This window comes from Acinetobacter sp. C26M (assembly GCF_023702675.1).
Taxonomy (GTDB): Bacteria; Pseudomonadota; Gammaproteobacteria; order Pseudomonadales; family Moraxellaceae; genus Acinetobacter.
In genome coordinates, this window is record NZ_CP098478.1 from 103,961 (window position 1) to 123,807 (window position 19,847).

General features: G+C 40.5%; 17 protein-coding genes. 8 read left to right on the plus strand and 9 right to left on the minus strand.

Annotated elements, in window-relative coordinates; all coding sequences use genetic code 11:
* The first annotated feature begins 32 nt into the window (after positions 1-32).
* On the plus strand, positions 33-485 hold the full coding sequence (locus NDN11_RS00490; RefSeq protein WP_167248464.1) for a PACE efflux transporter: 453 nt from the start codon (positions 33-35) through the stop codon (positions 483-485).
* A gap of 96 nt (positions 486-581) precedes the next feature.
* Here NDN11_RS00490 and NDN11_RS00495 read toward each other — a convergent pair whose 3' ends face one another.
* From NDN11_RS00495 to NDN11_RS00510, 4 genes are all read right to left on the minus strand, one after another.
* Complete coding sequence (locus NDN11_RS00495; RefSeq protein ID WP_251110466.1) at positions 582-1,049, minus strand: DUF2147 domain-containing protein; 468 nt, start codon at positions 1,047-1,049, stop codon at positions 582-584.
* A 108-nt stretch (positions 1,050-1,157) separates the two neighbouring features.
* Positions 1,158-2,516, minus strand: a complete 1,359-nt coding sequence (phoR, locus tag NDN11_RS00500; RefSeq protein ID WP_167248466.1) for a phosphate regulon sensor histidine kinase PhoR — start codon at positions 2,514-2,516, stop codon at positions 1,158-1,160.
* Between the two features lie 9 nt (positions 2,517-2,525).
* Positions 2,526-3,236, minus strand: coding sequence for a phosphate regulon transcriptional regulator PhoB (gene phoB / locus NDN11_RS00505; RefSeq protein WP_004803505.1), 711 nt, complete (start codon positions 3,234-3,236; stop codon positions 2,526-2,528).
* Between the two features lie 251 nt (positions 3,237-3,487).
* Entirely contained in the window at positions 3,488-4,165 is a 678-nt protein-coding gene (locus NDN11_RS00510; RefSeq protein ID WP_167248467.1) for a TetR/AcrR family transcriptional regulator, read from the minus strand.
* A gap of 300 nt (positions 4,166-4,465) precedes the next feature.
* On the opposite strand from NDN11_RS00510, the gene NDN11_RS00515 reads away from it, so the two are divergent.
* Entirely contained in the window at positions 4,466-5,293 is an 828-nt protein-coding gene (locus NDN11_RS00515; RefSeq protein ID WP_159723867.1) for an SDR family NAD(P)-dependent oxidoreductase, read from the plus strand.
* 63 nt (positions 5,294-5,356) lie between these two features.
* Here the strand turns inward: NDN11_RS00515 and NDN11_RS00520 are convergent, their stop codons facing one another.
* The 5 genes from NDN11_RS00520 to NDN11_RS00540 form a co-directional block, all read right to left on the minus strand.
* Complete coding sequence (locus tag NDN11_RS00520; protein WP_004803509.1) at positions 5,357-6,724, minus strand: MATE family efflux transporter; 1,368 nt, start codon at positions 6,722-6,724, stop codon at positions 5,357-5,359.
* Between the two features lie 97 nt (positions 6,725-6,821).
* Positions 6,822-7,976, minus strand: a complete 1,155-nt coding sequence (locus tag NDN11_RS00525; RefSeq protein ID WP_251110467.1) for a methionine aminotransferase — start codon at positions 7,974-7,976, stop codon at positions 6,822-6,824.
* Between the two features lie 245 nt (positions 7,977-8,221).
* A complete protein-coding gene (locus tag NDN11_RS00530) occupies positions 8,222-9,529 on the minus strand; it encodes a DUF445 domain-containing protein (RefSeq protein WP_251110468.1) in 1,308 nt (435 codons plus the stop codon).
* A gap of 17 nt (positions 9,530-9,546) precedes the next feature.
* A complete protein-coding gene (locus tag NDN11_RS00535) occupies positions 9,547-10,104 on the minus strand; it encodes a CC0125/CC1285 family lipoprotein (RefSeq protein WP_070074569.1) in 558 nt (185 codons plus the stop codon).
* A gap of 36 nt (positions 10,105-10,140) precedes the next feature.
* Positions 10,141-10,680 carry a DUF924 family protein gene (locus NDN11_RS00540; protein ID WP_167248471.1) on the minus strand — a complete coding sequence of 180 codons (540 nt, stop codon included), beginning with the start codon at positions 10,678-10,680 and terminating at the stop codon, positions 10,141-10,143.
* Positions 10,681-10,908: 228 nt separating this feature from the next.
* Between NDN11_RS00540 and gshA the strand changes: the two genes are divergently transcribed.
* The 6 genes from gshA (at position 10,909) to NDN11_RS00570 (ending at position 19,565) form a co-directional block, all read left to right on the plus strand.
* Positions 10,909-12,483 (plus strand): glutamate--cysteine ligase, encoded by a 1,575-nt coding sequence (gshA, locus tag NDN11_RS00545; protein ID WP_251110469.1) that lies wholly within the window; start codon positions 10,909-10,911, stop codon positions 12,481-12,483.
* An 18-nt stretch (positions 12,484-12,501) separates the two neighbouring features.
* Entirely contained in the window at positions 12,502-13,008 is a 507-nt protein-coding gene (locus NDN11_RS00550) for a disulfide bond formation protein B (RefSeq protein WP_167248473.1), read from the plus strand.
* A 177-nt stretch (positions 13,009-13,185) separates the two neighbouring features.
* Positions 13,186-16,575: a type VI secretion system Vgr family protein gene (locus tag NDN11_RS00555; RefSeq protein WP_251110470.1), complete on the plus strand. Its 3,390-nt coding sequence runs from the start codon at positions 13,186-13,188 to the stop codon at positions 16,573-16,575.
* 10 nt (positions 16,576-16,585) lie between these two features.
* Positions 16,586-18,466, plus strand: coding sequence for a LysM peptidoglycan-binding domain-containing protein (locus NDN11_RS00560; protein WP_167248475.1), 1,881 nt, complete (start codon positions 16,586-16,588; stop codon positions 18,464-18,466).
* Positions 18,467-18,481: 15 nt separating this feature from the next.
* Positions 18,482-19,198: a toxin-antitoxin system YwqK family antitoxin gene (locus NDN11_RS00565; RefSeq protein ID WP_167248476.1), complete on the plus strand. Its 717-nt coding sequence runs from the start codon at positions 18,482-18,484 to the stop codon at positions 19,196-19,198.
* On the plus strand, positions 19,188-19,565 hold the full coding sequence (locus NDN11_RS00570; RefSeq protein ID WP_251110471.1) for a hypothetical protein: 378 nt from the start codon (positions 19,188-19,190) through the stop codon (positions 19,563-19,565). The genes NDN11_RS00565 and NDN11_RS00570 overlap by 11 nt, the downstream gene beginning before the upstream one ends.
* Positions 19,566-19,847: the final 282 nt, after the last annotated feature.

The following is a 19,847-nucleotide window of genomic DNA, read 5'->3' on the forward strand; positions in this document are numbered from 1 at the left end:
AATCCACTCATTATTGATTTTAAGGTGTGGTCATGCAAGGAACCAAGAGAAGAGTCACTTACGTATTTTTCTATGAAGTTTTGAGCTTTTTTATCTGTGCGATGGTGTTGGCGGTGCTTTCAGGCACGACCATTAGCCATACAGGACCTTTGTCGATCTTGATTGCTGTGATCGCAGTGACGGTCAATTTCTTTTATAACTATGTATTTGAGATATGGGAAAAGAAACAGACATCAAAAAAACGTACAGTGCTCAGACGTGTTGTACATGCCATTGGCTTTCAAATTGTCTTGGTGATGATTTTGATTCCGTTAATTGCATGGTGGATGCAGATCAGTCTAGTTAAAGCTTTCTTACTCGATTTTAGTTTGATGGTACTGATTCCATGTTATACCTTTGTTTATAATTACTTTTTTGATCATATTTTTGGTTTACCCAGCCATTTGGTTGAGCCAGCAGCGTTGAGCGCAAAAACCAGCTCCTAATTGACCATTTTATCGTTAAATTCATAAAAAAGAGCGCATAAATTGCACTCTTTTTTATGTGAAAGATAAATTATTTCTGCGACTGAATTTAAATCATTAAAGTCGAATCCAAGTCATATTACGGAAACTGTTATTGCTTGGATTTTTCGCATTAATACTTAGCATTTTGCCAGTTTTGCTTAAACGAGCATTCAGGTTATATTTTTGACCATCATAGGGATTGAGCCAAACACCTTGTCCAAATTCCTCATTTTGATTCAACATCTTTAGACCTGTTAACACTTCCATACCGATAATCTGTTGGTTTTTTAAAGCGCCAGAACATGCTGTACATAAGGTTGGTGCCGATTCCTTGGCAGAAGGATACATTTTGACAATTACCGCACTGTATTGTTCGGTCGCAGAATGTCTGCGAATCACAATATCAGACAAGTAAGAGCCCGTACGCTCATCCACGACTTTCCAAGTGCCAATTAGAGGGTCTGTTGGTGCAGCTTGAATCACCAAAGGGGTGCTGAGTCCAAGTAATAGGACACAAGCGCGAAGAAAAGAAGTATTTAGCATGATAATGGCATCAAAAATATAAATAATGAAATGAAACAAAAGGTTATTATATTATTTTAGTGGAATGATCACAGCATATTTAAGGGAACTTGGCAGTTCCCTTTACGCCTAAATCATGCGGTATAAGCGTTCTTTCGGGAACACAGCGGTAAAGGTCGAGCCTTCATTTTCTTTGGATGTAATTTCTAAATGCGCACCGTGTTGCATTAACACGTGTTTCACAATTGCGAGTCCTAATCCTGTTCCACCTGTTTGACGGCTACGTGCGCTATCAACACGATAGAAACGTTCTGTTAAACGCGGTAAATGTTTTGGGTTAATCCCAATCCCATTATCCTGTACGGTAAAGTAAGCATGATCACCATCTTCATGCCAGCCAATGGTGATGATGCCGCCTGCAGGAGTGTATTTAATCGCATTGGTAATTAAATTGCTGAATGCACTGGCAATTTCGATATCAGAACCAATCAGGTCGCAATGACTATCAATATCCAGATTCAAGGTATGCCCATAATCGAGATTATAGGCACGAGCATCATCAAAGATTTGATTCATCAGATTTGCCATATCAATAATCTGATTTTTCGCGACTTTTTTATTATTTTCTAAATTAGATAACAGTAATAAATCATTAACTAAAGCATTCATACGCTTAGTTTGTGACTGCATTTGTGTGAAAGCGCGTTTCCAGCGTGGCGTAATATCATCTTGATCGATAAAGGTTTCGATATAACCACTGAGTACGGTAAGCGGTGTACGTAATTCATGTGAAATATTATCGACAAAGTCTTTACGCATTTGCTCAAGGTTATGTACTCGCGTGGTGTCATAAGCAACCAATAGACGGCTTTCGCCACCGAAGCGGGTCAGTTTGACTTGTACGTAACGTTCTTCATCCATCTGTGCTTGCAGACGGATACCATCAGGAGATTGCTCACTGTGGTTAAAATATTCAATAAAACTGGGTTGACGCAAAATGGACAATAAATTGCGACCACGATCCAAGGGACTAATCCCTAACAGTTTTTCAGCAGCAGGATTCCACCATTCGATTTGATGTTGATCATCAATTAAGACCACGGCTTCGGCCAATGCCACCAAAGAAGATTGCGCACGATCAATCAAACCCACCATTTCAGCTTGAACAATACGTTCTTGACGCTGCGCACGATAGACATTGAACAGTAATGCGCCCCAGATCCCGTTCAGATTTGGAGGGACGTCATAAGGGCGATTGGAAATCCATTCATTGACCAGATAAAGCGAGCGGAGCTGTAGCATGAAAAACAGCACAAAGGCGACAAAAATACAGCTCCAGAAGTATCCCACCCCGAATCCGACTAAGCTCGCAATCAATAAGAAAAAAAGTAACAGTCTTAAATCTTGTTTTGCAAAGGTCCATAAACTGCTGTAGCGAAAACGTTGGTGTTCACGTGCCAGTTCAGGGACGGGATAAGGTTCATACATAAAGGATTTTTAACCTACTGCTAAATCTGCTCGTGTCGAGAAGCGATAACCTGTGCCACGAACGGTTTGGACAAAACGGTCGACACCAAAAGGCTCTAACACTTTGCGTAAACGACGAATATGCACATCAATGGTACGGTCTTCGATATAGACATTACCACCCCAGACTTGATCTAGGAGTTGAGCACGCGTATAGGCACGCTCTGGGTGCGTCATAAAGAAGGCCAATAAACGATATTCGGTTGGACCCATCTCTAAAATACTGTTGCCAAAACTCACGCGCTGACTGACAGGATCAAGTAATAAGCCATTGGCATCAATCACTTTCTCACCGCTCAATGCATTGGCACGACGTAACACTGCTTTGATACGAGAGACCAGTTCACGGGTTGAAAATGGCTTGGTCATGTAATCATCTGCACCGGCATCCAGACCTTGAACTTTATGGTCTTCTTCGCCACGTGCAGTCAGCATGATCACAGGAATCTCTGCCAAGTTCTCATCACGTTTGAGGCGGCGGCATAAATCTACGCCACTTACACCACCTGGTAGCATCCAATCCAGCAAAATAAGCGCAGGACGCTGATCAACGATAATCTGATGCGCTTGTTTGGCATCCTCTGCTTGTAAACATTGGAAGCCTGCCATATCTAAAGAGGTATGGATCATTTCGCGGATCGGTAGCTCATCATCGACAATTAAAATATAGTCATCTTTCACAGCGCAATACCCTTAAAATCTGTAACGGTTTAACCGTTTTGTTGTTATGACAGGCTTATTACAAAGATTAATTATGACAATATCATTGCAAAAGAATTAATAAAGTCGAATTTAGCAATAAATTGTGACAAGCATGGGGCAGAGTCGTGACGGATTGATGACAATTTGCTTAGCAATAAAGCAAATAAATTCATTTGTTTAACTAAAGTGTAGTTTAACAGCTTTGTTTGTCACAAAACTGTAAAACGATTTTAATTTTTTTGCGAGGTTGTTTCGATAAAAGACAAAAAGACAGCACAGCAGGCTGACAAAACATCTTCCAACGGCTGTTTGAAGCCTTCTGAGACCCAGCGAATAATAATATGGGTGACATAACCATTTAAGCCCGTTGCCATGAGCGAAACTTCTTCAGCACTTTGTGGTGCATTTGGCATGGTGATCATCACAAATCCTTGAATAATACGATCGAACTGGGTCAAAGTCTCTTGAATGGTGGCTTGATTATGTAGATCTTGAACCAGCATTGCATCAATATAAATAATTCGTGCCATACGAGGATCATCTTTAATGGCATTCAGTAATGCAGAGAGGCCAGCGTTCACCATATTCTTCGGTTCTGGCGCAGCCATCAGAACAGCTTGGGTTAAACAGGTTTGCATTTTTTCAATCATTTTTAAGAACACGGTTTGAAACAGTTCTTCGCTTTTCTTAAAAGATTCATAAAAATAGCGTTCAGTCAGCTTGGCTTCATTACAGACATCTTTGACCGTGACCGAGAAAAAGCCTTGTGTGCCGTAGGTTGCAATACCTGCTTCAATTAATTTTTCACGACGTGCTTCTTTGCGCTCGGTTAAAGACAGACCTTTAAATTGTCGTTCTTTCGCTTCTGTATTTTTTTTCTTTCTTGTCGCTTGATCTTGAGTTGCCATTGAGAAAACCGTTCCCTAAAAAGTCTTTAAATCGTGTGTCTAATATTTGCATTTCAACTATGTTGTGCTGACTAGCATAACCAAATTTTGAAAATATGCCTTGTCTCTTTTAAACATCATCAGTCATGAAATGTAAATAGGCCTATTATGACATGTAGGATGTTGGTTGTTGCCATTTGTCTTAAAGCTAGAGTGTACTATATTGACAACACGTATTGTCAAAATTATATTGGTTACAGGTTAAACAGCACATGGTCTGAGCGAATATGTGCGTATCATTCGCAGTACAAAGGATAGGCAATGAAAAATTTTAAAAATAAAGTCGCAGCGATCACCGGTGCAGGTTCTGGGATTGGACAACAATTGGCAGTTTTATTGGCGAAACAAGGTTGCCATTTGTCATTGAGTGATATCAATGACAAAGGCCTGACGCAAACTGTTGAATTGGTGAAACAGTATCCTGTAACAGTGACCACCAAAGTACTTGATGTTTCAAACCGTGATGCGGTGAAACAGTGGGCGCAAGAGACTGTACAGGATCATGGCTCAGTCAATTTGATCTTCAATAACGCAGGTGTAGCACTTGGCTCGACAGTGGAAGGCGCAAGTTATGAAGATTTAGAATGGATCGTTGGGATTAATTTCTGGGGTGTGGTCTATGGCACCAAAGAATTCCTGCCATTCATCAAACAGACCAAAGATGGTCATATCATCAATATCTCCAGTATTTTTGGTTTAACCTCGCAACCAACCCAATCGGCATATAACGCAACCAAATTTGCGGTGCGTGGTTTCACTGAATCATTACGTCAGGAATTGGATATTGAGAAGGGCGGTGTCAGTTCACTTTGCGTACATCCGGGCGGGATTCGTACCAATATCGCCAAAGCAGCAAAAATGAATGACAGCTTGAAGAGCTTGGGTATGGACCCAAACAAATCAATCAAGCAATTTGACAAGTTCCTACGTACTCCACCAGAAGAAGCAGCTCGTCAGATTTTAAATGCAGTATTAAAAGATAAACGCCGTTTATTGATTGGTACGGATGCACGTATTGTGGATTCGTTCCAACGTTTATTCCCGACGGGTTATCAACGTATTGCAGCGCTTGCAACCAAGATGATGTAAGTTGTCAGTATGAAAAAAGCCATTCTCTGTGAATGGCTTTTTTATATCCGTCATAAGGTGGTTTTAGATCAGTACCTTAATCTTGGTCTTTTTCCAAAAGAATTGATAATAAAAGGCTTGGAATAGACATAGACAGACAAAGGACAGTGCATAGGCAATCCAAATGCCTGTTAAGCCCCACAATGAGCTAAACCAATACGCGCATGGCACTTCGATCAGAACAATTGTGAAGATATTGATGAGCATTGGGATATTAACTGCACCGCTGGCACGCATGATCGATGCAAAAATAGCACTGGCACCAAAGAACAGAATCGACCACAACACAATAAATAATAATTGTTGCCCCAGCTCAATTACACTGTGATCGGTAATAAACAGTGCCATCAGATATTTTGAGAACAAATAAGCCAAGGCAATCAAACTACCAGTAAATAAGAAATTCATGCCTAAAGCGGTACGGGTGACTTTGGCCAATAAATCAGGCTTACCTGCGCCAATCGCTTGTGCAGCAAAAATCGAAGCGGCAATCGAAATCGACAAGGCTGGAAATTGAATGTAGTTCAGTACCTGATTGACTGCACCGTAGGCAGCAGTGGCATGTGCACCATAATGGTTAATCAAGCCAATAATCACCAAACCAGCTAAGGAGGTGGTGACCATTTGAATCCCTGTTGGAATACCGAGCTTTAAAATTAATTTACTCAGCTCAGCATCATGGCGAATATGTTGCAGCAATAGACCATCAATTTTCAGTGGATGATTTTTATAGTTTAGATAAATTGCTAAGAAAATTAGTACAGCGGCATAACCGATAATGGTTGCAATTGCAGGGGCGACAATACCCAAAGCCGGAAAACCAAAATAACCTTTCAGTAAAACGGGGGTTACGCCCAAACCAATCAAGCTAGTGAGACTGAGTGCAATCAATGGCGTCACACTATCACCGACACCCCGCAAAATCGAGGTATAAATAATATAGACGAACAGTAAAGGGCTACCGACCAACATCCATTGCACATAAGGCAAGGACAGGTGCATCACTTTAGGGTCGGTACCCAGCAACTCCAAAATATGTTTGGCGAAGATCAGACCCAAGACCGCAATAATGCTGCCGCCGATCAAGGTCATAAAGACGGTTGAGCCAATCACGGAACGGACTTTTTCTAGATTCTGCGCACCCCATGCTTGCCCAATCAGTACCGTGGAGCCTGCGGAAATCCCAATCACAAAAGCCAGTAAAAAGAACAGGATGGGGAAGAATACCGATACAGCGGCAATTGCATTTACCCCCATCATTTGACCGACAAAGATGGTATTAATGGTTCCCGACAGGTTTTGTAAAATATTGGTGGCAATCAGCGGCACCAGAAACACAAAAAAGGTTTTCCAGAGATTCGGTTGCATGACCAAGGGTTGGCGTGGTGTCATTCAGTTTCCTTCACGCTTCATCCTGAAACGATTGTATTTTTTTCAACATAACACTATCAGTTGTGTTGAAGATGAGGGTTCAGTTTCTATTTGTTGATCAACATTGTACGAGGATTTCACCTGCGCGTTGTAGTGTTTGATCGCTTTTCGCGAAGCAGAAGCGGATTAAGCGTAATGATTCAGGTGCTTGCTGATAGAACACTGAAATTGGAATTGCCACAATTTTATGTTGCTCCGCAAGAAATTGGCACATCTCGATATCATTAAGATCAGGGCGAATATTGCTGTAATTCAGATTTTGGAAATAGGTGCCTTGAGATGGGATGAAGTCGAAACGTGAATTTTGAATTTGGGTGTTGAACAGATCACGTTTCGCCTGATAAAAACTTGGCAATTCTTGAATATGCTCAGGGTGTTGTTGCATATAGTTGGCAAGTGCAATCTGGCATGGAGTGGTGCCACAGAAATTGGCAAATTGATAGATCTGGCGGAACAGGTGCATGAGTTGTGGCGCAGCAACACAATAGCCGGTTTTCCAACCTGTGACATGGTAGCTTTTGCCGAAAGAACCAATCACGAAACTGCGTTCACGTAATTCTGGAAATTGCAGTGCGCTATGGTGTTTTTGCCCATCAAAAATCAGATGTTCATAGACTTCATCGGAGAGCACCACGATATTTTTATCTTGAATCAGCTCAATTAACTGTCGCCAATCCTGTTCTGACCAAATTGCACCTGTTGGATTGTGTGGGGTGTTGACAATAATCATGCGAGTATTGGCATTGATACTGTCTTTGACCTTTTGCCAATTCACCTGAAAGCTTGGAGCATCTAAATGGATATGCACTGATTTTCCACCTGCTAACTGAACCGCAGGGGCATAGCTGTCATAGCTTGGATCGAAAATAATCACTTCATCGCCAGCATGGATGCAGGCTTGAATTGCGCAGAAAATCGCAATGGTTGCACCAGGGGTAATGGTGATTTCAGTGACTGGATCGAGTTGCAATTGATCGCGTGCTAAGAATTGTATCGCCAGTTGTTGTCTTAATGCGAGTACGCCATCGCCAGCAGGATATTGGTTATAGCCTGAAAGTGTTGCTTGGCTTAGTGCTTCGAGCAGGGCTGGTGGCGCAGGAAAATCGGGGAAGCCTTGGGACAGGTTCAGGGCATTGAGGCGGTGTGCGAGTTCAGTCATGACACTAAAAATGGTAACGCCTTGGCTTGGGAGTTTTGACTGAAGTTGCAACATCGGATGTCCTTTTTAATATCTAATTTCTTTTTTACGATGACTCTGCACAGCCTCGTATGCTGTGAGAAATTATATGTAATTTGCATAGGCATGTTTTACTTTTCAAGGATGAAAAGTAACAAAAATCCTTTGTAGTGCTGACGGCTCATCCCTGAGGTCGCAGCACTACGGGCGGCATCCATGCCGCCGTCACGATAGCTAATCCCAACTTAAATTGAGCTAGAGGATTTTAGGATTTGATTTATTTACAAAACATTTTCAACAATGGCACGAATTACACCAAGTGCTAAACCAATAAACGCACCGACGATCACACCATTGACGCGGATCATATGCAAATCACCGCCAACTTCACTTTCGATTTTGGCAATCATTTCACGCGAATCCCATTCGTGGATACGCTCACTGATGTAACGAATGATTTTGTCGCTGTATTGCTCACTGAAATTGGTGGCCAAACCGACCATTTTTTCATTCAGCACCTGACGCACTTTTTCATTTTGAATCAGACTTTCACCGAGTTGTTGTATCGCAGCCTGTAAATTGGTGGCAATGCCTGAATCTTCCCGCATTAAATCGGTTTTAATCGCATCACATAAAATCGCTACAGCACCACTGATAAAGTTCAGTACTTGTGGGCTATCGAGCAAGGCATCTTTGCCACGATTTAAGCGTTGGCTGGCGTCACTGTCTGTTTCTGCCAATTCCAGCATCAAGTTATGCGTGGTGGCTTCAATATCCTGACGCCAAGGGTGGTCAGGATTAGCTAGCATCGATTCAACTTTTTCAATGAGTGAATCAATGGTGCGTTGCTGTACATCAATGCCGATCCAGCTTGCGCCTTTAGCCAGTTTCCAAACACCTAATTCTTGGAATAATTTACGTGATAAATCACGTGCTTCTTCAGGGTGGGACACCATCCATTCATGTGCCAGATCTAGTCCACGTTGTAATACATCCTGATGGAAATCATTTTCCAGTACCGCACGCAGCATTTCACTGGCCAGTTTGTTGACCTTGGTACTTCTGACCCATTGCACACTGTTATTTTGGACAAAGTGGGCAATCTGATCTTGGCTGACAAATTCAAAGATTCTCGGTACGGTGTGCTGAATCATTTGCACCACATGCTGATTGTTTTTAGGATTAGCCAACCACTGACCTACCGCCAAACTGATATCGGCATTTTGTAAGCTACGTTCCACAATTTGTGGCGATAAGAAATTTTCCTGTACAAAGCGTCCCATTGATTCGGCAATACGCGCTTTATTCCGTGGAATAATTTCAGTGTGATCACGCAACAGTTTGGGCAGCGGCATTCTGCCGAAAGGGTTGCGGAATAATACTGTGACCGCATACCAATCGGCTAAGCCACCGACCACGCCAGCTTCTGCACCGAGCATAAAAATATGGATAAGCCATTTATATTCAGGGAGAAAATGTGCCGCGACCATTAAAGCGACCCATGACACCACTGCAATAATCAGTGCCATGGTGGCGAAGTATTTACTTCGTTGTAAGCTTGGGACGTGGATTTCTTCGACTGAACTCATTGAGCCATCCTTTTAATTTACTTTTTGTTTTGAGGTGGTGCAGGTGGTTGCAACACGTCTCCTGTTGGACTCAGACCATATTTTGGACCTAAGGACTGTAAAATCAGTTGCGCATCAAAAGCATCAGGTGATTGCTGCTGAGTCTTAAAGCACTCGATAGTATACGATACTTGAATTGGATCAATATTGACCACTTGTGGGGTATCGTAGAATGGATCAGGCCAAAAGGCAGGATGACGACGATAATAACCATAAGGATAATAAGATGGTGTCGGATAAATTACAGCCTGACGAGGTGCTTTATGACGGGCATTACTTGGATCATCCACCACACTAAAATAACGGAACCCATTTTTGACCGTGGTTTGTGCTGCTTTAAGTAGAGTGATTTCCTCAGCCGTACCATAACTCAAATTGTTATCTGCTTGGAAACCAACGCGGTAAGTTTTGTTATTTAACGGATAAGCGGTGAACTGACCGAGTTGGTCAAAGGTTCTAGGTTTGGAGGGAACCGTTGCACATCCTGCAAATGTCAATGCGACAAGGAGCGGGGTGCATATTAATAAAGCTTTCATATGCCATTCCTGTGTACAGTGTCGAGGGAGATCGACTTAAAAACTACTGTTCGGTTGAGTTAAAAATTCCAGTTCTTCAGCGCTTGAGTTGCGGCCTAAAATGGCATTGCGATGTGGATAACGACCAAAACGATCAATGATCACTTTATGCTTTTTCTCAAAGTTTAAATTAATTTCATTGCCTAAACGTTGAAATAATTTTAGGGCAAATTCATGTATGAGTTTGGATTCACTATGCATAAACGGCATATATAAAAATGAACGCTGATCTGGGCTGAGTTGTGCATCCAGTTGTAAGCTAATCGCTTCTTGTGACAGGGTTAATGCCAAGCTGTCGTAAGCAAAGGCCTGTGCTTGATCTCGATATAAGTTTCGTGAGAACTGATCGAGGACAATAATTTCAGCCAAACGACCTTCAGGCGTTTGACGCCACGACCATAGTTCGGCTTGAGCAGCTTGCTGATGAATCTCTGCAAAGGACGCACGAATTTTTGCATCGAAATCATCACTTTTGGCAAACCAAAGTGAACGATGATCAGGGTCAAACCAAAAATTAAGAATGTCTTGCGCTTGCATGGGCGAGTATCCATTGGAAGATTTATTTTTCAATAAAATCACAATTTTTGCGTGTCTTATGTAACAAGATTGTGATAAAAATTGCCAAACTAAATCAGATGACTAGATTGTAATTGTCGTTATAATTGGCTGAGTCGAAGGGATTGGCATTTTTCATTATGTCTGTAGAGTCGACGACGTCGCTACCATGCATGTGGTCGACTGATCTTGAATAAGCGAGCATAGAATATGAATCAACCCAGCCTTACTTCCTCTGTGATACCAACTTGGGTAGATGCCTCGCTATTAAAGGGGATGTTACGTGGGATTGAGCGTGAAAGCCTACGCATGCAAAGCAATGGATTTTTATCACAACAAAATCACCCCATCGCTTTAGGTTCGGCACTCACACATCCGCATATCACCACTGATTATTCAGAAGCGTTGATGGAGTTTATTACCACGCCACAAAGTACCATTGCTGCAGCTTTAAACGAATTGAGTGACATTCATAGCGTGGTGCATCAGCAGCTAGAAGAAGGTGAAAAACTCTGGCCTTTGTCAATGCCATGCATGTTGGATGATAACGAAGAAAATATTAAGCTCGCACAATATGGCCGTTCTAATATTGGCCGCTTTAAAACCTTATACCGTCGTGGTTTAGGCGTGCGTTACGGACGCCGTATGCAAACCATTTCAGGGGTTCATTATAATTTATCTTTTCCAGAACAATTATTTGCTGTTTTGCAGCAGCATGAAAGCAATCCAGAATTAAAACAGCTCAGTCCGCAAGATTATCGTAGTCACCGTTATTTTGGCTTGATCCGTAATTTTATTCGTCTGATTCCTTTAGTGATGTATATGTTGGGCGCAAGTCCATCGGTGTGTCGTTGCTTCCTGACTGGTCGTCAGCATCACTTACAGCCTTTAGTGAAAGGCACACTCTATTTACCTGAAGCGACTGCATTACGGATGGGGCGTTTGGGCTATCAAAACTCAGCACAAAAAGAGCTCGGTATTCATTATAACGACCTGCATGATTATCTCGATGGCTTACAAAAAGCCGTGCATACCCCATATCCAGAATTTACCCAGCTCGGTTTAAATGATGAACAGGGCGAGCCAATTCAAATCAATGATCACGTATTACAGATTGAAAATGAATACTACAGTCTGGTGCGTCCTAAACAGGTGCCACAAGCGGGTGAAACACCTTCGCAAGCGTTAAAAAATCGTGGTGTCGGCTATGTCGAATTACGTGCAGTCGATGTGAATCCGTATAGCGCGATTGGGATTGATGAAATCTCAGCAGCCTTTCTCGAAAGTTTAGCCTTGTATTGTCTATTAAAAGATAGTCCAGATCTCTTTGCAGAAGAACAAGAGCAAATTGATCGTAACCAAACTGAAGTGGTGAATCGCGGTCGTGCGGCAGACGCTAAGATCGAAGAGGGCGGTCACTCCATTCCATTGAAAGACTGGGCACAAACTCATTTAAATGCGATTCAAGCCTGTGCCAATATACTAGATCAAATGGATGATACTCAGTTGTATCGAGATGCGATTCAGGTGATGCAACAACGCTTAGATCATGTTGAAAACACGCCTTCAGCCCATGTAATTGCAGATACTTTACAACATGGTGGCACATGGAATTTTGGTAGTGTCATGGCGCAGCAACATGTTGACCATTATGATCAACATCCACTCAGTGAAGAACGCAAACACTATTTTGAACAATTGGCGCAAACTTCGTTGCAAAAACAGGCGCAACTTGAACAAGATAACGACATGAGTTTTGAACAATATCTTGCACAATACCGTTAAAATTTTAGAGGACTTCCCATGCGATGGAATTACCGCTTAGTTAGTGCATTACTGGTACTGACCAGCATTATTGGTATCTCATTTGCGTTGTATTTAGAACATGTGCAAGGTTTGGATCCTTGTCCACTCTGTATTTTCCAACGCCTTGGCTTAATTGGAATGGGTTTAATCGCACTGGTAGCATTTATCCATAATCCAGTTTCAAATGGCTTCAAACGCTTTTATGCATTCTTGGCAACTTTATCAATTGGCTGGTCTGTTGGTGTTGCTGCACGCCATGTTTGGTTGCAGAGCTTACCACCTGATAAAGTGCCAAGCTGTGGACCTGGTTTAGATTATTTGGTTGATGCGTTACCGATGAAAACGGTACTGCAAGAAGTACTTTCGGGTTCAGGTGAGTGTGCCGCGGTCGATTGGACTTTTCTCGGACAGTCATTGCCAGTATGGTCTCTGGTTTATTTTAGTTTGATTTTATTAATTTGCTTATGGCAGTTATTTAGAAACTATCGCGTTACACAAAAATAAGCGGATCGTTGTTCTAAGTAATTTTAAACCCGAAATATGGATGCATGTTTCGGGTTTATTTTGTCACTTAGTCAAAAAAAGTGTAACTTTTTACTAAAAATGGTCGTTTTTTTGTAGACAGTCAGGTCTGTTTTTTATAAAGTTCAGCCGATTCCCCGTACGATCTGATTATAAAAAATGCTTTTTAATATATTTAATGTATTAGAAAAAATAGGGCTAAATGCACAGAAACGTGCCATCCACGTACAATTTTCTAATAATCTACTGAATAATCAAGTTTTTTTACAACGCATACAAGGCCAGCATCAACTCAATGTGGGTTTGGAAGCAGAGCTGATTTGTCTTTCGACCAATGCCCAGATTCCTCTCAAACAATTTATTGGGACTCAGGTTGCAGTTGATCAGGTCACTGATTCAGGGCAACTATTTCGCACCACGGGGATTGTGACCGAGGCCAGTTATGGACAGAGTGATGGTGCATTAACGCTGTATAAGCTGACTGTACACGATGCAACCCATTTATGGCATAAGCGCCGTAATAGCCGTGTTTTTATGAATAAAACGATTGTGGAAATCACCGAAGTTTTGTTCAAAGAATGGCAGCAAAGAAGTCCACTATTTGCGGCAAGTTTGAGTCTGGATCTGAATGGCTTAAGCCAGAATTATGATATACGCCCATTTGTAATGGGTCATAATGAATCCGACTATTCTTTTCTTACACGCCTATGGCGCAGTGAAGGCATAAACTGGCTGATTGATGAAGCTGAGCTTTTTGTGCCACATTCAAGTACACCTGCCAAAGCGCAGAAGCTGAGATTGATTGATGATAATAGTCAATATCAGGCTTTAGCTCGACGGAGTATTCGCTATCACCGCAGCAGTGCTACTGAATTCCAAGACAGCATGACCAGTTTCGTGGCGGTGCGTAGTTTGCAGCCGACTGCGGTGCATCTGCAACGTTGGCAGCCTGATGCCTTGGCACAAGAAGAAGGTGCAGGTTCAGTGGTCACTAGTCATAACCATTCGGAAAGTTTTGATTCTGCCAGTTTAAGCCTTGAGCAGGCATGGCATATCAGCCCAGCTTGGATGCAGGACTTAAAGGGTGAAGACCAAGCCACAGCTTCAGGCGGTAGTCAGTTAGAAAAACTGAATCAACAATTCAATGACATGTATGCCAGCCAAGCCAAATATTTTAAGGCTTATAGTACTGTGCGCGATAGCCAAGTTGGTTATTGGTTTAATCTCAGGGAACATCCTGAAATTGATCAGCATGCAGGGGCCGATCAGGAGTTCCTGATTATTGCCAAGAATTTCTATAATCAAAATAATTTACCGAAAGATTTACAGCAACAGGTCAGTCAACTGCTCAGCCAAAGCCGCTGGGATCAACGAGGCTATGACGACATCGAGCGCCAAGGCAATGAGCTGACCTTGATTCGCCGTCAGATCAAAATCACCCCTGAATATGATCCAGAATTGCATCGTCCGATCGCCTATCCGCAACGCGCCAAAGTAGTGGGGCCTGAAGGGGAAACCATCTATGTGGATGAGTGGGGACGGATTAAGGTACGTTTTCTGTTTACCCGTAGTGATGATCATGGACATGATGGCGGTGCGGGCAGCAATGACAATGACACCGACTCCGCATGGGTGGATGTCCTGACCCCTTGGGCGGGGGAAGGCTATGGAGCACGCTTCTTGCCGCGTATTGGTGAGGTGGTGGTCATCGACTTCTTTGATGGCAATATCGATCGTCCTTTTGTGACAGGGCGAATCCATGAAGCACAGCGTTCTCCGACCAAATTTGATGTCAAAGGGCAGCTTCCCGACACTAAAAAACTCAGCGGTATCCGCAGTCAGGAAGTGAATGGCAATGGTTTTAACCAGTTACGTTTTGATGATACGACAGGGCAAATTAGTACCCAGTTGCAAAGTAGTCATGCGGCAACACAGTTGAACTTAGGTAATTTGAGTCACCCTAAAGTACAGGAAACCAGTAACGGTCGTGGCGAGGGCTTTGAGCTCAGAACGGATGCTTGGGGCGCTGTACGGGCAGGTAAGGGTATGCTGATTAGTACCTATGCCCAAGAACAGGCCATTGCTGATCATCTGGAAGCTGCGCAAGCGCAATCTTTGCTGTCACAGGGCTATGACAGTATGAAAATGCTCAGTGAGGTGGCTGCGAAGCAACAGACTGATGCGCTAAATGTGATTAACCGTCTACCGAAGTTTATTCAATCATTGGAGCTTAAAACTACCGGTCAAGCACTGGATAGTACTTTAAATTTATTTAAAGAAGGGATGAGTAATGATCCGATCCATGCGCTGAAAGATTGTGGTGGTTTTATTGAGGATATCGGAGCGCTTGGTGGCGACGCCAAAGGTGCGGTAGAAGAGTTTAATGCATTCTTTAGTGATGCCAAAGATGCGGTTGAAAATCTAAAAGAGTTCATTGAAAACATAGAACAGCATGGCGCTGATATTGTCAAAGGCAAACTTGCCAGTATTAAAGATCGGATTCAGCAAAACCCGTTTGAAAGTATTAAAGAAGTCGGCAATGTTTTGGCCAATGTCGATATTAAAGATTTTGAGCTGATGAGTACTTGCGGCACCTTTAGTAAAGGCAGCAAGTTAGAAGTGACCCCGTCCAAAGCATTGAGTTCGTTACAGGGCTTTATGGAGGGCTATACCCAAGGTTTGGAAAGCAGTTCGAATGCCAAACAGCAAGAGCAAGGCAAGATTTTCAGACAGGCGTTGATGTTGTTGGCATCGCCGAATGGGATTGCATTAACCACGCCTGAAAATATTATCTTACAGGCCTCTCAGGATATTGCCGAGAGTGCCAGTGGCTCAATTAACTTGAGCGCACAGAAGAATATTATTGGGCATGCACAGGACAAGATCAGCTTGTTTGCTGCACAAAAGGGCTTTAGGGCTTATGCAGCGAAAGGGAAATTGGAGTTGCAGGCGCAGGATGATCTAATTGAAGTGATTGCTAGGAAGGTCATTAGATTAATTTCGACAGAGGAAAAAATTGAGCTTACGAGTGCGAAAGAAATTGATATTAAAGCTGGAGGTAGTCAACTAATTGTAAATGGAGGTGGAGTGTTTATAAAAACAGGTGGCAAGTTTGAGGTGAAGAGTGGGCAGCATATTTTTTTAAGTGGTGAAAATATTTCTATACCAAAATATGATTTACCTAAAATAGAAAAGAATAAATTTAGCTTGAGATTTGCCCCATTTGGTAATGATATGAACTTTGATCTAATGGGTTTTGTTAACCAACCTTATAAAATTATTAATAAAGAAAGTGGGGAAATACTTTCAAGTGGTGTGATCACTGAAACAAAATTACCACGAATTTTCAGTGATACTGAAGATGAGGTAGAGTTATCGATTGGTAAGGAGTTATGGAAAATTGATGTTCAAGAATTATCTCCTAGTGGCGAAAATGAATCAGGAAATGAAGTCGAAATTCCAGAAAATTTATATTGTGAGTTTGAAGATGAAAATATTGAGCATGATTTTCTTGATTCAGACCTAATAAATTCAATAATAAATAAATAGGAATATAATTATGCCGAAATTTATTAAAGCATCTCATGACAGACCAACATTGACTGTTCAATATCTTGCAGATGATGGGAAAATATTATTAAGAACAGGAGGGACAATTGCTTGGAGATTTAATAACCCTGGAAATATGAGACCAAAAGATAAAGGAATGTATCCAGGACAAATTGGTACTGGAAATACGAAAAGTGGAAACTTTGCTATTTTCGAAAGCTATGAAATAGGAAGGCGAGAAAAAAAGGCCTTACTCAGACGTAAATATAACAATTACTCATTAAAAGATGCCCTATATATTTATGCGCCACCTAATGAGAATGATACTGAAGCATATATTGCTTATTTAATAAAACATACAGGTTTTAATCGCTCAACTGTATTGTCATCGTTAGATGATAAAGGAATTGAGAAATTAATGGATGCTATGGAGCGTAAGGAAGGGTATTATAATACAAATACACAACCTCCGCGTTCTGATAAATGGATTAGTACTACAACTGTAAATGTTAATAATGGTTCTAATCCATTAGCTGATCAAAAAATTATAATTAATCATAATGATAAGAAAAAAGAGTATGTCACGAATAAAAATGGTAATTTGCCACCCATTCCTCATGTAAAACAAGGAGAGAAGATATCTTTTAGTACTATGGTGGATGGCTGTGAAACATTAATTGGAGAAGTGGTCACTTCTGTTGAGTCTCAAGTGGTTAGTTTAGTTAATAATGCAGCCCGTTTTACCAGTAAGTTAATGCCTCAGAACGGGTCTTTTAGTGGAAAAAAAGATGATATACCAAGAATTGACTATGTTGTTGTCAATGGGGATGTACTCTCAAAAATAGCAAAGCGCTTTCGAGTAACTGCTCAACAAATTCAACAGTGGAATAATATAAAAAATGCAAATGAAATTTATGCAGGTCAAATACTTTCGATAGGATATTTTGCAAAAAAAAATAATGAGCAACAAAAAGGTAAAAGTAGAAATAGTTCTACAAATATTTATAGAGTTAAATCTGGAGATACAATTTATAAAATTTGTAAATTAAAAGGTATCTCAATTGATAGTTTTATGAAAGCGAATCCGCAGATTAAAGAAAGAGATACGATTTTAGTTGGTCAAATAGTTACAATACCTTCTTCTGTTTCTAGTCCTCATACTAAACAAAAAAGTGAAACAAAAAAGCAAGAATCAAATGGAGTTGGGACAGCAGCCCTGACTTCAATAACTAAGGCTGTCTCTAGTTTAGGGAATAATATTCAAGAGGTTACAAGAACTAAATCAGGAACAGGTGAGGGATTAGCGATTTTACCTGTGAATAATCGAGAGGCGCCATGGATGCCAATTGTGATTCGGGAGCTAAAACAATGGTATGGCAAAAGAGAGGGTGTCATTACAAAACAAGATAACTACCATATGTTAACGGGTAGTAAAATCAATACCTTGGTTGGTTCAACTCAAGCATGGTGTGCATCATTTGCAAATTATTGCTTACAAGAAGCTAAATATGCAAAATCAGCTGAGCCAGCAAGCGCATTAAGCTTTCGTCGTGATACAAAAAATTTTGTTAAAATAACAAAGCCTATTTTTGGTGCATTGGCAACTATCCCCACATCCTCGGGAGCTAGTCCAGAAGCTAAATCAGGCTTTGGTCATGTTGGTTTTGTTTATTGTTTAGATAAGACCAGTGGTCGATTTCTTATAATAGGTGGGAATCAGGATGATCAAATCACAATTGCAAGTAAATCAATATCAGCTTATAGATTTTATATACCAAAAGCTTATCATGAGTTTTCGAAATCTCAAGTTCTGGAAAAGAAAATGTCGGTTGATGATTTATATGGAGCTTTAGGGCTAAAAACAGTTCGTACAAGCAATGCAACACGGTAGAATCAGGATATATTTATGAAATTTAGTACCATCTGTTTTTTTACTTCCCTATTTTTTTTAAGTGCTTGTTCACAATCAGAAACTCAAAATCAGCACTTAAATGAGAAAACTGAACAAAAACTTGAAACTCATGATCAAAGTACTGATTCGGTTATCTTGTACATGAAGAATGCAGAATCATCTGGTCAAGAAGCGACGACAAAAGAACAGGCAGAATTTTATCGAGTTTTATTAAAGAAGTTAGATGGGCAAAAAATTTTAGTTCAGGATTTCTATATTTCGGGTAAGAAACAAACGGATCCGTATATCTTAACAGATGGTAAATTGGATTATGTTTATAATGAACAAGCTGATACATCATATTATCCGAGAGAAGGCTCTAGAGTTGTATGGTATGAGTCTGGTAGTAAAGCAGCGGAGACAGAATATAATGATCATAAAGAAAATGGTCTATGGCGTGTTTGGTATGAAAATGGAAATTTAAAGGAAGAAACAAATTATAAAGCAGGTAAAATAAATGGTATTAGTAAAAATTGGAATGAAGATGGAAAATTAACAGGTGAGTGCAATTATAAAGATGGTCTAGAAGATGGTAGATGTTATGAAAAATATACAATGAACCCTCAAGTTTTTATCTATGATGGTACATATAAAAAGGGAATGAAAGTGGGTGAATGGAAAGAGTGGGATGAGGAAGGTAAATTAGTAAAAGTAGAGAACCATGATGATTAATCTAAAAGTAAATACTTTGTTTTTTGCTATAGTAGCGAACACCATATTTTTATCGCAAACATATGCGAGTGATAATTTTACAGTCTTGACAGGTCATATATTAAATAAAAAAAGTATAGATGAGCAAAATAAAGCACATCCGTATGATGTTATTTTGTTGCCAACTGCTAGAGATTTTTATTTAAAAGAAGAAGGTGAGGAGTATAAAAAAATAAAAGAAATTCAGTTGAACTATTTAGATGTGAAATATAAGGTTGAGTATAGTAAACCTGCAAAAATAACGTGTAAAGGTTTGTATTCAGCTGATTCTATGTTTCATTATACCAATTTAATTTGTGTGGTTGATAAGATAAGCTATATAAAATGAATTGTAAGTTTTAAATAATACCATTTATGTTTTGTTGAAAACTGATTGAATTTTAAGTCTTTATATTGTCAGTGAGAAGATTATTCTATTGATGATAAATATTATGAAATTAATTTTTCTTCAAAACATAATTTAATGAATGATATGGGGAGTTGTATCACTATTTTAATCCTGACTCAACTATTACCTATACTTTCCACTCTAAAAAGCTAGTTGAAATTTTAATTAAATATGAAAATAAAAGTGTGCATTCATCAAAGGGTGTTAGTAATGGAATGATTG

Bases quoted from the DNA above. Each gene is read 5' to 3' on its own strand.
- NDN11_RS00550 (WP_167248473.1), top strand. From the start codon at position 12,502: ATGCGATGGAATTACCGCTTAGTTAGTGCATTACTGGTACTGACCAGC.
- phoR (WP_167248466.1), bottom strand. From the start codon at position 2,516: ATGTATGAACCTTATCCCGTCCCTGAACTGGCACGTGAACACCAACGT.
- NDN11_RS00510 (WP_167248467.1), bottom strand. From the start codon at position 4,165: ATGGCAACTCAAGATCAAGCGACAAGAAAGAAAAAAAATACAGAAGCG.
- NDN11_RS00560 (WP_167248475.1), top strand. From the start codon at position 16,586: ATGCCGAAATTTATTAAAGCATCTCATGACAGACCAACATTGACTGTT.
- NDN11_RS00520 (WP_004803509.1), bottom strand. From the start codon at position 6,724: ATGACACCACGCCAACCCTTGGTCATGCAACCGAATCTCTGGAAAACC.
- NDN11_RS00495 (WP_251110466.1), bottom strand. From the start codon at position 1,049: ATGCTAAATACTTCTTTTCTTCGCGCTTGTGTCCTATTACTTGGACTC.
- NDN11_RS00565 (WP_167248476.1), top strand. From the start codon at position 18,482: ATGAAATTTAGTACCATCTGTTTTTTTACTTCCCTATTTTTTTTAAGT.
- NDN11_RS00515 (WP_159723867.1), top strand. From the start codon at position 4,466: ATGAAAAATTTTAAAAATAAAGTCGCAGCGATCACCGGTGCAGGTTCT.
- NDN11_RS00535 (WP_070074569.1), bottom strand. From the start codon at position 10,104: ATGAAAGCTTTATTAATATGCACCCCGCTCCTTGTCGCATTGACATTT.
- NDN11_RS00525 (WP_251110467.1), bottom strand. From the start codon at position 7,976: ATGTTGCAACTTCAGTCAAAACTCCCAAGCCAAGGCGTTACCATTTTT.
- NDN11_RS00540 (WP_167248471.1), bottom strand. From the start codon at position 10,680: ATGCAAGCGCAAGACATTCTTAATTTTTGGTTTGACCCTGATCATCGT.
- NDN11_RS00490 (WP_167248464.1), top strand. From the start codon at position 33: ATGCAAGGAACCAAGAGAAGAGTCACTTACGTATTTTTCTATGAAGTT.
- gshA (WP_251110469.1), top strand. From the start codon at position 10,909: ATGAATCAACCCAGCCTTACTTCCTCTGTGATACCAACTTGGGTAGAT.
- NDN11_RS00555 (WP_251110470.1), top strand. From the start codon at position 13,186: ATGCTTTTTAATATATTTAATGTATTAGAAAAAATAGGGCTAAATGCA.
- NDN11_RS00570 (WP_251110471.1), top strand. From the start codon at position 19,188: ATGATGATTAATCTAAAAGTAAATACTTTGTTTTTTGCTATAGTAGCG.
- NDN11_RS00530 (WP_251110468.1), bottom strand. From the start codon at position 9,529: ATGAGTTCAGTCGAAGAAATCCACGTCCCAAGCTTACAACGAAGTAAA.